Origin of the sequence: Priestia megaterium (genome assembly GCF_023824195.1) — a bacterium.
GTDB lineage: Bacteria > Bacillota > Bacilli > Bacillales > Bacillaceae_H > Priestia > Priestia megaterium_D.
The window spans coordinates 38,538-52,134 of record NZ_CP085443.1 but is presented as its reverse complement, the minus strand read 5'-3'; the positions used below and the strand labels follow the sequence as shown (position 1 = coordinate 52,134).

Sequence of the window (13,597 nt, the reverse complement as noted above, 5' to 3'; positions counted from 1 at the left end):
CCATGTTATTTAATAAACTAGGGCAAAAAAGAACTAAATTCGGTTATTGGATTGATTCACAAAATGATATTAATCAATCAAAATTAATAAATGCATCAGGAATGAGCAAAGGAACAATTTACAGACTCTGTCACGATTCTAAATTCAAGCCTAAACACTCAACTGTAATATGTATTAATAAAGGTTTGAAAAAGTTAAAAAAAGATGTGAAAGTCGAAGACTTTATTTAATATAATTAACCCTTGCTTGTCTACTCTCATAAAATAAAGAAGAAAAATTACCGCAGTAGGTGATTAGTAGATGGTAATGGAATATATCCTTTTTTTTACTGCTAGGAGTTGGCTACTGGACTTTATTTTTCATGAAATGAATGAGAAATCGAAGGATGCTCTACCCATTGAAAGACGCTTATATAACCCCTTAGTGATAAATGACTATTCAGTACGCACGCCAGTAAAGTATGGTCCTTGTCGAATTGACTTTGTCATAGGTAGGCTTGCGATTGAATGTGACGGAAAAGCTTATCATTCTTCACCAGCGCAAAAGGCACATGATCGGAAGAAAGATGCTTATTTGAGGAAACAAGGATATAAAGTGATGAGGGTCAGTGGAAGCAGCATTTTAAAACGTATGCCTGAAGTTCTTAAAAGAGTAAAAACAAGGTTGAATTTAAAAAAAGAGAAGGCTAAAAATCCTTCTCTTTTTCATATATAATCATCTATTCTTATATACTCTTCTTCATGCCACAATCCCTGCATTCGCGCAAGAAAACGCCACCTTTTACCGAACTTTTGAAGTAAGCTGAGTTGTAGTGATAACATCTGCCACTTATCTGAATATAAAGTGTAGTCATACACTTTATCAAGATCGATTTCTTACTTTCACTATTCTTAATGTTTAATTTCTAAATGCTAGCCCATTGACCTGCAAAGCTTTTCTAAGTTTAGGTAAAGAAGCTGGTCCCATACCATGAAATTTTAGTATCTCTTTTTCACTAAATTTTGATAACTGCTGCAAAGAAGCTATCCCGTTGTTTTCCAATGCCCGTCTTGCTGGTGCTGATAGTATTGAAAGAAATCCATTGTCAGGTTTGCGTTCCTGCTCACAAATGGGGCAGGTCGGACAGTCACTACTTTTATAATAGTTGTGTCCTTTGTTACAAATTCTTAGATATTTCTTTGGAGTTGTCATTGTTAATCTCTCCTTTTCTCAAGAGCTTTTTTAGCTTTCTACCTCCTAAAAATTCTTCAATGGATGGTTTATTAAGAAACAAAAATATTATGCGTACAGTAAGCTATTTATCACTAGATGCTTTATTGTCTTGTTTCATGTAGTATAGTTACACTACAAATTATGCTAACACCTTACGTATTTACGTTTGAAACCAAGCCGGCCTCTATCTATCTCCTTTTGAATAGTTTCAGAAGCAAGAAGGATACTACTTTTTTTCTTGTCCTTCCTAACTTCCACTGGACCTACTGCCTTTGCGATTTCAATCGCCTTATCATGAAGTGGCAAATATGAGATTCCCACTGTATAGATAAAATTATTCATAGCTGATTTCGTTCGATCTGGAGAAGCATGAATCGTATTTTCCACTTGGTCAAGCATAGTAGAAATCTTACTTGCGCTAAATTCATGGTCCGGGCGATTACCCAAAAGCCAGCAATAACAGCTCCAGCCTGCTGACATTTTAAGTTCTTTATCGCTTGCGATCCATTTATCAGCAACAATTTGTGCAAAATCAGTTTCTGCCAAAGTCACTGCAACTACATAATCGGAAAGCATGTAAAAATACGCTTTATCGATCCAACGCTCAAAATCCTCCTCAGTCATCCTTGTTGGGTCTGCAATGATACCAGCAAAATACATAGCATCATAATTACCAGAGGCATAAAACTGCTCGGCTAAATGCTGGTTTTTCTTGATTTTCTTTGCAATAGGCTTCATTTTGCCTGTTGCCACTCCAAAAAGTGGATCTTGTGCACCATTTTTTATGTAAGTCTTTTTAATTCGTTCCGTACCGAGTGCTTCAAGTTCTTTCATAAAAATTTCAAAATCCATCATTTTGTCCTCTCCTTCTTTTCGGTTCATAAACTGGACCACCTTTTTTTAAAATTTAGCTTCCAATTTATCCTATGATTTCTAAGCCATTCGAGGGTTAGTTCACCGTTCATAATCTCCTTTTTATTTTCTCCAAAAAGTTGAACAGTCTTTCTTATCTAAAATATTAAACTCGATTATTTTCTTAAGTAATTCATAGTTTACTGGCTCAGTCCATAGAATCCGAAACAAGGCTTTGGTAGCGCTATACCCAGATTGAGCAATGTCATCAGCAAAGTGCGCAATACCTACTTCTTCAGGTGAAATGCTCAAATGATGCTTAGCTGAGGAAAAACCGACGATAAATGTACCATGATTAGTAAACATTGGCGTGTTCCACTTGATTTGTGGTTCCAAATTCGGGAAAGTATTAGCAACCCAAGCCAAAACTTCCTTTGTTCGGTCGCGGTGGTCAGGGTTATCGATATACGCTAAATATTCTGCCAAAACTCCCATGCCATTTCCTCCTAAAATAAAAAAATATTTTGAACGGTGCAGTCTTTCAATCTATTCCAATTTTACATGAAATTAACGTCAATAAGTTTACTTAATCTCATTTTATTTTTTAATTCAAATACGTCATCAATAAAGATAAATAGTTCCCCCAGCGAATCAACAAACTGAATGAACCCTGTCTCTGTTATGCAATGGCCTTGCTTATAGTATTTCGCAAAGGCATAGGCTCTTTCACGATACGAACAGCTAATATTTAAATAACAGTTCGTCATTATTAAAGTATCAATCGTACGCGATACGAATAATAATTTTCTTGATTTATCTGTTGTATATAAATATAATGTAACTGGAGTACGCAAAAAGAGAACATGAAATTTAAATATACTTTTCGGTATTATAATTTTTTCGATTCCATTCATTACCTATATACAAAAAAAGGATGTTCATTATAATGAAATTACAGTATAAAGAGATTAAAAGAGATACTCTAACTTAATGCTGTAGTTTCGTTAATTAAGTTACACATGGAATAAAACCTAAATTCCTTTAGCTTTCGGAGAAGATATATGTAGTTATTACGATTGAGATTTTTGAAAGCGATATCATTTCATTTAAAGAAAAACTTTTAAGACATTTAATTATTTTAACAAATTATAGAGATATCTAGTGTTATTGCTAACTTATCTCTAGACATTAGATAAAGGAGAAGATATTGTTTTATATGAAATGAGGGAATAATAGATTAGGATATTATTGTCCAATTCTAGGAGTATAAATATAGAAGTGACTTTTACTATATTTAGATGAATGTTAGACAAAAAACAGAACTTCAAAAAGGTTAAAAGGATAATGGAAAATCTCTTTATAAACGCTATTATATGCTCAAGTATATAAGGTGAGCCGAAAAAGTGTAATTTTACAATGAAGATTATGAAAACGCTTTACTGAAGGGGGAAGCTAATTTCAAATTATATGATTACCATTTATGTTAAAGATTATCCACACATTAGACTTATTTTTAATTATTGTCTTTTTTATGGACGCTAGCCTAAGCATAGGCTCTCTTTAAGTGTTTTAATGAACTAGAAATTGAAAGGGGTTACAACTGTGAAAAAATTGGGATTAGCTACACAAATATTTATTGGACTTGCGTTCGGGATTGCTATAGGCGCTATTTTTTATGGAAATAGTACAGTGATGGCCATTCTTCAACCTTTAGGTGATATTTTTCTTCACCTGATTAAAATGATTGTTATTCCTATCGTTGTATCCGCACTTATCGTATCTATAGCTGGTGTGGGTGATATTAAAAAGTTAGGAAGACTAGGTGGAAAAACCATTCTTTATTTTGAAATTGTTACTACAATTGCATTAGCAGTGGGCTTATTAGCCGCAAATTTATTCCATCCAGGTACCGGTATAGATATGGGGAACCTTGAGAAAGGTGATATATCCAAATATGAAGAAACATCTAAAACAACTGAGAGTACAGGAATAGGAGATCAAATCGTTCATATTATACCAACTAATATCTTTCAATCTCTAACTGAGGGGAATTTATTAGCGATTATCTTTTTCTCAGTCTTATTTGGTCTAGGAGTTGCAGCCATTGGAGAAAAAGGCAAACCAGTCTTAAACTTTTTTGAAGGCGTACTGGAATCCATGTTTTGGATGACAAACTTAGTTATGAAATTTGCCCCATTTGGTGTATTTGCTTTAATTGGTTTGAATGTGGCGAAGTTTGGAATTGGTTCATTAATCCCTTTAGGAAAGTTAGTACTCGTTATATACCTGACCATGATTTTCTTTGTTTTTGTAGTATTAGGTATTATTGCAAAAATGGCTGGAACTAATGTTTTAGTGCTTATAAAAATCTTAAAAGATGAGTTAATTTTAGCGTTTACAACCGCAAGCTCTGAAGCAGTATTACCAAGGTTAATGACTAAAATGGAGAACTTTGGTTGTCCGAAAGCTGTCACATCATTTGTTATTCCGACAGGATATACGTTTAACCTTGATGGATCATCCATTTACCAAGCAATTGCTGCACTTTTCATTGCACAAATGTATGGCATTCATTTATCTTTCATAGAACAAATTACACTTTTACTTGTGTTGATGTTGACTTCTAAGGGAATGGCAGGAGTTGCAGGAGCATCATTTGTTGTTGTACTAACAACACTGGGTTCAATGGGATTACCTCTAGAAGGTATGGCATTCATTGCTGGTATTGATCGCATTTTAGATATGCTTCGTACATCTGTCAACGTAGTAGGTAACGCATTAGCTGCTATTGTGATGTCTAAGTGGGAAGGCGGATTCGATAAAGAAAAAGCAAAGCATTATACAGATTCTATTAGAAAATCGGACGTAGCATAAAAATTCTTTTTATGTAAAGAAGGAGACCAATGTTATGGTAAATATCGAAACGCCTGAAAAACAAAATGTAAGAATTGAAAAAGATTTCCTAGGAACAAAAGAAGTTCCTACTTATGCTTATTATGGGATTCAAACTTTACGTGCAGTTGAAAACTTCCCAATAACAGGATACCGAATTCACCCAGAACTTATTAAAGCATTAGGAATCGTTAAAAAGGCTGCTGCTCTTGCTAATATGGAAACAAAAAGGTTATATGATGGGTTGGGTAATGCAATTATTGAAGCAGCAGACGAGGTTATTGAAGGAAAAAGAAACGATCATTTTATTGTTGATCCAATACAGGGTGGCGCGGGGACCTCAATGAATATGAATGCAAATGAGGTTATCGCAAACAGGGCTTTAGAGTTACTTGGTCATAAAAAAGGTTCTTATTCTGATTTAAGCCCTAATAGTCATGTAAACATGTCACAATCAACAAATGACGTATTCCCAACTGCTATCCACATTGCAACCCTTAATCTGTTAAATAAGTTACTAAAAACAATGCATTATATGCACAGTGTATTTCATAAAAAGGCAGAACAATTTGATTATATTATAAAGATGGGACGTACTCACCTACAAGATGCCGTTCCAATCCGTCTTGGTCAAGAATTTGAATCATATAGTCGTGTTCTTGAGCGCGATATGAAACGTATTAAGCAATCCTATGGACATCTATATGAGGTGAATATGGGAGCAACTGCAGTTGGGACGGGTTTAAATGCGGATCCACGTTATATCGAAAATGTTGTAAGATATCTAGCAAATATCAGTGGTTTACCACTTAAGAATGCCGATCATCTTGTAGACGCGACTCAAAATACAGATGCTTATACAGAAGTTTCTGCAGCATTAAAGATCTGTATGGTAAATATGTCAAAAATAGCTAATGACTTACGCCTAATGGCATCTGGACCCCGTGCAGGACTAGCAGAAATCACTTTGCCAGCTCGTCAGCCAGGATCTTCTATTATGCCTGGAAAAGTTAATCCTGTCATGCCAGAGATGATTAATCAGGTTGCCTTTCAAGTTATCGGTAATGATCATACAATTTGTTTAGCTTCTGAAGCAGGTCAACTTGAACTTAATGTTATGGAACCTGTTCTTGTTTTTAATTTACTTCAATCAATTAGCATCATGAATAATGCTTTTCAAACATTTACGGATTATTGCCTGCAAGGGATTGAGGCGAATGAAGCACATCTAAAAGAATACGTAGAAAAAAGTGTAGGTATTATTACAGCGATTAATCCTCATATTGGATATGAAGTGGCTGCTAGAATCGCACGAGAAGCAATACTAAAAGGTGAATCCGTACGTGAATTATGCTTAAGGTATGATGTTTTGACAGAAGAAGAGCTTGATCTTATTTTAAACCCTTTTGAAATGACTAATCCAGGGATTGCTGGAAACTCCCTTTTTGATAGAGAATAAACAGATTTTAATATGAAATGAAATTCACTACTATCATCTGTTTGATTCTTTAATTAATTAATATATGAAGGAGAAAACTATAAAAAATCTGTTGGATTAACGTTTTAGCTTTAAAACATGTGGTACACATATAGTACAACGCTAATATTATTGTTGGTTGTTGTGAGAAGGTAAATACTTAACTCATGAAGGGACTGATTAGTTTTGAAAGAATTAACAGCGACTTCAACAAACGTATTGCCTCAAATTGAAAGTAGATATTCGTATCTCACACAAGGCACTTTGGTTATGAACCGATATACGTAACGAAAGTGCCTAAACAAGGGCAAATGAACAAATTCTTAAACAGTATGGGAAGAAGCCTGTATCTCCTTAGATACAGGCTTCTTCTTTTCAAGTTTACATAAGATATGAAGGGGTTAGGTAGAAAAAAGCCACTTGTTTTATACAAGTGGCTTTTTATATTGGAGATGTATTAAATAAAATGTACAATACTAACAAAATAGATATTATGTAGCTCCTTCAGTAAGCTTACTTGTCTACTAAAAGAATAAAAAAGAAACTATACCACAGTAGGTGATTGTTAGATGATTATCGAATAAGTTATAGGCAGCAACATTGTAAATCGGATGCCTCAAGTTTTAGCAGAGATTTTGTTTTTTTAATGATTGCTAAAATATATATGAGGTGAGAATATGTGTGGAAGGTTTTCTTTAGCGACAGATATAAATGTGCTTCAAGAGCAATTTAATTTCGAATTTAATGATAAAGTAACAATTAATCCAAGGTTTAATGTAGCTCCCTCTCAACAAATTCTAACAATAGGATCTAATGGTGGAAAAAGAATTGGGTCAACGATGAAATGGGGACTAGTACCTTCTTGGTCTAATGATAGCAAAATTGGATATAAGATGATAAATGCACGAGCTGAAGGTATTGATTAAAAGCCAAGTTTTAAGACACCTTTTAAAGGCAAGAGATGTTTAATTGTATCTGATGGATTTTATGAATGGAAAAAAGAAGGGGAAAACAAGCAGCCTTCTCGATTTGTTATGGAAGATGGCCGGCCATTTGCATTTGCTGGACTTTGGGATGAATGGGATAAAAATGGTGAGCCTCTTTATTCGTGTACAATTATAACCACAACCCCAAATGAGATTACACAAGAAGTTCATAATAGAATGCCTGTAATTCTTGAAGAAGATGCATATGACTTATGGATGGACCCTAAAATGAATAATACAGAGTATCTTAAATCACTGCTAATTCCTTTTCCTGCGAAAAAGATGAAATCATATCCTGTATCTACAATTGTTAATTCACCAAAAAATGATGTTGCAGAGTGTTTAGCTCCCATTAACAGTTTATAAAGTAAAACAGTTCAATTCGCAATGTTGTGTACAATACTGCTGATATATAATTTCTGTACTTCTAGGGGTTGGACTATTATATAAAGCTATGTGGATCAATGGCAACAGTATCGTAAACTGTATACCTCAAATTTTAAAAATACGCCTTTGTAATAAGTACAACCTCTCATTCTGTACTAGTTGCAAATCTGGCGTTGATTCATTTGTACAATTTACTAATATGACACTTAAGTTTTTAAGGAGAGAGAAAATGGGAACATTATTTAATCAAACACCACGAAAAGATTATTTTGATAATGATGCTGTTAAATTTCTTGATACAGTAAAAACTCTTGCAAGAGATCATGGTCTGACAGTTGAAGAGACCTGTCGTATTTTAGAATTATCTATGAAAATTGATGATTATGATCGCAAAGATAGACAATTAGCAGGGTTGGGAAGATTAATAAAGGATTTAATTGAAGAAATTTCTATGTTAAAAGAAAAGTTATAACACGATAAATTAGGAAAAAAGCCTAGAGAGTAAGGTGTTTTTTCTAATTTAAGAGGCTTAAAACACAGTTGAATTAAAAAAGTGCCACTTATTTTATGGCCCCATCTATCCAAAATCAAAAAGAATTCATTGATCAATTGTTTGGATTATCATCATAATTTAGTGATTTAAAGGAAGCTGCCACTTTATATTTCTATAAAAGATTTTTTGTACTAGAACTATTAAGGGTCTTTTAACTCAAATTCACTTTACAGGCTATAATCCCTATCCCTAAGGAATTATTTACATAAAAATTAGCTTCCAATAAGATAAATAGAAGTTATATTTAGAGGAAGATGTTAGCAAAGAATTTCATAGGCCTAGTACATATAATGTAACTAGGGTATTTACGTAAATCTATTGTTGAATGCCGAATTTTCTAATGAAGGAGTGAGATTGTTGAAAAAGAGAATCTGTATTATTGGTAGTGGGGTAGCCGGACTGCACTTAGCTTATTCTTTAAGGAACGATTTTGATATTACGGTCATTGAACGTCAATCACCAGCTCAGATTAGAAGAGGTAGGATCATGTCCACCCAGGTACATTTTGGACCAACAAGGACACGTGAAACACGCTTTAATATGACAAAATGGGGAGAACAATCTCTTATTGAGAGTATTCATATTACAATTGGAAATCAGAAACTATTTGTAGGAAATTTGCAAGAACCTGCATTATCTGTTGATCAACGTTTATATTACTCACATTCTATTAATGACCTTGTAGAAAAAGGAGTTTCATTGCGTTTAGAAAAGGTAGATAAAGCGAGTGTGGAAGTACTAATAGATGAGTTTGATTTAGTTATTGATTGTACAGGAAAAAATGGGCCTCTTTTGCCGTTTTCAATCGAAGAGGATCTTTCTCCTTTTAAAACCCCTCAGCGAAAATGCATCGTTGGTTATTTTACGGGTATAAAAGCAAATGTTCCTCTAGGAGTAGGCGTAACGGTTCTTCCTGAGGTGGGTGAAATGTTTGAAATACCTGCAGTAACAGAACACGGTCCTGCTACTATAATGTTCATTATGACAATACCAAACAGTGATTTAGACGTATTTAAAGGAATAAAAAGTGCAGAAGAGTTTACTCTTAAAATGAGAAGCACAGCTCAACAGTTTTTCCCTGAAATTTATAATCGAATTGATGAAAAAAATTTTGCTTTATGTGATGAAAATAGCTTTCTTCAAACTGCCTTAACACCTATTATTCGAAAGCCATATCTTATGGTTAAAAACAAGCTGGTAGTGGGCTGTGGCGATAGTGTATTTCTAAACGATCCTATTACAGGTCAAGGTTGTAATCTCTCTTCCTATTGTGCGGAACAATTGTATGAAACTCTTATGGAATACAAAAATTCTAAGTGGGACGTAGAAACAGGAGAGTCTTATTGGAATCGAACGAAACAGTATGTAAAAGAGGTAACTGAATGGACAAATGCTATGACGAAACCATTACCTGAGCATGTCATTCAATTGCTACTTCAGGGTGCACAGGACCAAGTAAAAGCAAATGAAATTGCTGAATGGTTTGCCAATCCCACAAAAGCATATGAAGCGTTTACTTCAACAAAATTCATTGTTTAAAAATTATCTATTAAAAAGAAGCAGTGTACATAAGACACTGCTTCTTTTTAATTCATTGATGACGAAGCATTTCAATTTCTTCTATAGAAAGGCCTGTCAATTTACTTATTACGTTGTTAGCTATACCTTCTTGAATCATTCCAATAGCCATCGCTTTTATAGCTTCTTCTTTCCCTTTTTTTTCAGCTCTTTTTAAAGCAGACTTTTCATCTAATAACGCTTTTCTTCGTGCTTCATAAGCTAATAATACTTCTGGATCTTGACTCACACGTTCCCATTCGTCCATCGCTTTCTTTAATACTTGATCTTCTTGCATCGCAATCTCCTCCAATACCTGAGTGATTTCTTCATCTTCGGATGCTTCAAGTAATAATAACCATCGTACGAGTTGATCTTCTCGAGGATCTACCTCTCTGTTACGCCATTTAATTAATAACTTAGGTAGCTCCATAAAATGAATTTCGAGCATATCCGTTAAGAGTAACTTCTGTTCTCGCTCATATAACTGAAAGGTGGAGTGATAATCATGAATATGAGATAAATAACGGAAGTTAACAATGTTAATGGTGATTGTTTTACAAAGTTCTCCATAGTCCATGCCTTCTTTCATTTGACTACTATACATTTTGGACCAGTAATAGAGCGTTCGTTTTTCCATGTCATGTTTATTATTAAGCTGAATTTCAATATTGACACGACTTCCATCTTCTAGCTGCGCGTGTACATCCAAAATAGAACGTTTATCTTCTTGGTTTTCTTTATTAAAATGAGGATCTAATAATTGAACCGTTTGAATTTTCTTCTCATCTGGAAAACGGAGTGCTGCGTTTAAAAAGGCAGCTAAAATAGATTCATTTCCATGTGTGCCAAATAGTGATTTAAAAGCAAAGTCGACACGTAAATCTAATCGTTTTGTCATAATATCCTCCATCATCTCCATGTTTGTTATTAGTATACCATGGCTGTATGGGTTCTTTCTATTTCTCGCTTTATAGCGTAATAAATTGGCCATCAGGCATCTTTCGTCCTTCATTATTTATAAAGACAAAAAGTTTAAAAATAAAAGCTCTACAGTACTTCTGTTAAAAAAATTCATAAAAATGACGTGAATCTCTTTTAGACAAAGCGATATAATTCATAAAAACAACTACAGTTTTAAGTTAATTGTAGCTTTATGGTTTTACTTACATTATAAAAGGCACTTGCTATATGCAAGTGCCTTTTGCTACGTTGATATTTCTAAACAGCTATTATAAAAATAGATGCTCTTAAAGAGGTGACGAGTTCATGTCGGAAAACAACGTCATCTCTTATTATAGACCAAATTCCTTTATCCTGATACTAAAGTACAATAGTAAAAACACTATTTAGATCACCTTAAGTCCAACTATAACAAAATAGATAGCCTTCGAGATAAGTCAATGTTAATCATTAGAAACTTATAGAAAGGTTTTTAGGGTTTATTTACTTTAAATATGCTCTTTCTTTTCTCCTGTTTAATCCGTTTTAAGCGTAGTTCTATTTTTTTATCTAACGCTCTATATAGTATTTCGCTAATTGTGCATATGCAAAATAAGATTACAGTAATAATTAAAGGTTGTGGTACATGAAAATAGAAACACAGTATAACTACAAGTAGGGATATAGCGTAAATCGAGTTGATTACCCATCTTCTACTTCTATGAGCTTCAAGGCTTCTTTCAAGCAACTCTTTTTGTCCTTCTTCCCTGTTTATACCTTCTAAATTATTGTGTGTAAGGTTCATCGTTGTTTCTCCCCAAGAAAACTAATTTTGTATAATCTACGCATTAGTTTGTTCCCAAGTTGGCGCCTTCTTGGAACAAATAAGTCATAGTTTTTTCCTTTTTATTATAAATTAAACAATATTAAAAGTTATAACTAATTTTTCATAAAGTATCCAAGTAGTGAACCTTCTGTTTGTTAAACAAGAGTAATTTTAAATTTTATTCCTCCTTTTCAAGGCGATAGCATAGTTCGGTACTCTTAAAGAGAAAGCTAGCCTCTGATAATCTTTTATATTTACTGCCTTCGTGCATCCAACCTATACAAATCGAACATCAATGAGCGAATTTAACCTCATTTTATTCTTTAACTCAAATACGTCATCAATGAAGACAAATAGTTCACCCAGAGAATCAACAAACTGAATGAATCCTGTCTCTGTTATGGTTTGACCTTGCTTATAATATGTAAGGTACACTTGTTTATTTGTATGTAAGGCTTCAATTAAGGTGAAATTAATCTGTTCTATTTGCTCTTCTGTTAAAACAGGTTGAGCTACTTCTACTTGCTTATTTATCATTTCCTTTAACCCTATGTATTGCTCTGGCATAGTGGCGAATGGACGCCATTTTTTCATTCCTCTAGATTCCATATCTTTTTCCTCCTTAAGCTTTATGGCCACCCATAAGGCTATTTCGATAACGAGCTGTTGAATGAGGAAGGTGACTAGACGCACGTAGTACACTATTCTTGCCATAACGCAGCCGAATGTCATCAATCGTTTTGGCAAGAGCATAGGCTCTTTCACGCTGATCGATATCCTCAAATAAGCTCATTTGCTCCTCTTCTTGAATGCTCGTATTCGATAATGAAATGCCAATGGAGCGAATCGGCATTCCACTATCATAGGTATGTAAAATGGTTAAACAATACGGAAAGATATCTTGGCTTAAGTTTGAAGCTCTTCCCATTTTCTTTTGTCTGGAGAAGCCTCCAGCTGTTTGTTTGCTGTAGCCAATCGATAAATGGGCCGTTTGAGCCACCACTTGATGCATGCGCAAACGAAAACAAACATCATCCAAGAGTTCTAACAGCAATAATTCTACTTCTTTTCGGCTGCTATAATCCCGAAATAGAATTTGACTCTTTCCAAAGGAACGAGAACTAGGAATGTACACATCAGAAATACGACTAAAATCAACGCCATTTGCATGCTGATGGATTTCTTCCCCTAAGACACCAAATTCTTTACATAACATCTCTACAGAAGAAAGAGCGAGTTCTTTGATGGTGTGAATGCCTAACCGGTGTAAGCGTCTTTCCGTAGCAGACGAGATCCCCCAGAAATCCTTCATCGGATGAATGGACCACAACGTAAAGGGAATATCCTCATATCGCCAATAAGCAACCCCCGTTGGGCTATTCTTTGCCTCATGATCTAAGCTCACCTTCGCCAGTAAGAGATTCGGACCGATGCCTGCGGTAGCTGTCAGCTGTGTTTTGCGATAAATCTCATGGATGATTTTATGGGCTAATTCTTCTGGTGTTTTAGCGAATAAATGCAAAGAAGCTGTTGCATCAATAAACAACTCATCAATGCTATAGGCATGAAAGTCTTCAGGAGCCACATACTGTAACACCAAACTCGAAATATAGTTTGAAGCCTTGATATATCTCTCCATGGATGGATTCACCACATGGATATCTTTCCTTTTAGGAATGTCGAAAAGACGACTTCCTGTTTTGATCCCTTCTTTCTTTAATAAAGGTGTGGCAGCTAACACAACCGATCCCGACCGTTTGATATCTCCTACCACCGCAAGCCTTGTTTTCAACGGATCTAATCCTCGTATGACAGAGGAAACCGAGGCAAAAAACGATTTCATATCAATACAAATAATGACTCTGTTTGGTAGCTGCTCATAATCCATTGAAAGAACTCCTTAAATAAAAGAA

Annotated in this window: 12 protein-coding genes and 2 pseudogenes; 7 read left to right on the top strand and 7 right to left on the bottom strand. The window is 34.5% G+C overall.

The features are described from left to right. The first annotated feature begins 2 nt into the window (after positions 1–2). Together LIS78_RS27095 and LIS78_RS27090 are read left to right on the top strand one after the other, a co-directional pair. Positions 3–230: a transcriptional regulator gene (locus LIS78_RS27095; protein ID WP_209151900.1), complete on the top strand. Its 228-nt coding sequence runs from the start codon at positions 3–5 to the stop codon at positions 228–230. A gap of 70 nt (positions 231–300) precedes the next feature. Further along, entirely contained in the window at positions 301–714 is a 414-nt protein-coding gene (locus LIS78_RS27090; protein ID WP_252285431.1) for an endonuclease domain-containing protein, read from the top strand. Between the two features lie 10 nt (positions 715–724). Here LIS78_RS27090 and LIS78_RS27085 read toward each other — a convergent pair. The 4 genes and pseudogenes from LIS78_RS27085 to LIS78_RS27070 all read right to left on the bottom strand — a co-directional run bounded on the left by LIS78_RS27085 (position 725) and on the right by LIS78_RS27070 (position 2,559). Then, positions 725–872 (bottom strand): annotated as a pseudogene (locus tag LIS78_RS27085) (DUF8096 family protein). Between the two features lie 25 nt (positions 873–897). Next, positions 898–1,191, bottom strand: a complete 294-nt coding sequence (locus LIS78_RS27080; RefSeq protein ID WP_209151902.1) for an RNA polymerase alpha subunit C-terminal domain-containing protein — start codon at positions 1,189–1,191, stop codon at positions 898–900. Positions 1,192–1,356: 165 nt separating this feature from the next. Next, complete coding sequence (locus LIS78_RS27075; RefSeq protein ID WP_209152025.1) at positions 1,357–2,064, bottom strand: DNA alkylation repair protein; 708 nt, start codon at positions 2,062–2,064, stop codon at positions 1,357–1,359. Between the two features lie 123 nt (positions 2,065–2,187). Further along, positions 2,188–2,559 (bottom strand): iron chaperone, encoded by a 372-nt coding sequence (locus tag LIS78_RS27070; protein WP_209151903.1) that lies wholly within the window; start codon positions 2,557–2,559, stop codon positions 2,188–2,190. 1,107 nt (positions 2,560–3,666) lie between these two features. Here LIS78_RS27070 and LIS78_RS27065 point away from each other — a divergent pair. The 5 genes and pseudogenes from LIS78_RS27065 (at position 3,667) to LIS78_RS27045 (ending at position 9,898) form a co-directional block, all read left to right on the top strand. Continuing rightward, positions 3,667–4,938, top strand: a complete 1,272-nt coding sequence (locus LIS78_RS27065; RefSeq protein ID WP_252285430.1) for a cation:dicarboxylate symporter family transporter — start codon at positions 3,667–3,669, stop codon at positions 4,936–4,938. Positions 4,939–4,972: 34 nt separating this feature from the next. Beyond that, positions 4,973–6,415, top strand: coding sequence for an aspartate ammonia-lyase (aspA, locus tag LIS78_RS27060; protein ID WP_252285429.1), 1,443 nt, complete (start codon positions 4,973–4,975; stop codon positions 6,413–6,415). Positions 6,416–7,110: 695 nt separating this feature from the next. Beyond that, positions 7,111–7,785 (top strand): annotated as a pseudogene (locus LIS78_RS27055) (SOS response-associated peptidase). A gap of 250 nt (positions 7,786–8,035) precedes the next feature. Continuing rightward, positions 8,036–8,278 carry a hypothetical protein gene (locus LIS78_RS27050; protein ID WP_209151906.1) on the top strand — a complete coding sequence of 81 codons (243 nt, stop codon included), beginning with the start codon at positions 8,036–8,038 and terminating at the stop codon, positions 8,276–8,278. Between the two features lie 429 nt (positions 8,279–8,707). Further along, entirely contained in the window at positions 8,708–9,898 is a 1,191-nt protein-coding gene (locus tag LIS78_RS27045; protein ID WP_252285444.1) for a styrene monooxygenase/indole monooxygenase family protein, read from the top strand. A 52-nt stretch (positions 9,899–9,950) separates the two neighbouring features. Here LIS78_RS27045 and LIS78_RS27040 read toward each other — a convergent pair whose 3' ends face one another. From LIS78_RS27040 to LIS78_RS27030, 3 genes are all read right to left on the bottom strand, one after another. After that, positions 9,951–10,817 (bottom strand): Rpn family recombination-promoting nuclease/putative transposase, encoded by an 867-nt coding sequence (locus tag LIS78_RS27040; protein ID WP_252285428.1) that lies wholly within the window; start codon positions 10,815–10,817, stop codon positions 9,951–9,953. 1,143 nt (positions 10,818–11,960) lie between these two features. After that, positions 11,961–12,293, bottom strand: a complete 333-nt coding sequence (locus LIS78_RS27035) for a YolD-like family protein (RefSeq protein WP_209151908.1) — start codon at positions 12,291–12,293, stop codon at positions 11,961–11,963. Positions 12,294–12,306: 13 nt separating this feature from the next. Then, complete coding sequence (locus tag LIS78_RS27030) at positions 12,307–13,572, bottom strand: Y-family DNA polymerase (RefSeq protein WP_252285427.1); 1,266 nt, start codon at positions 13,570–13,572, stop codon at positions 12,307–12,309. Positions 13,573–13,597: the final 25 nt, after the last annotated feature.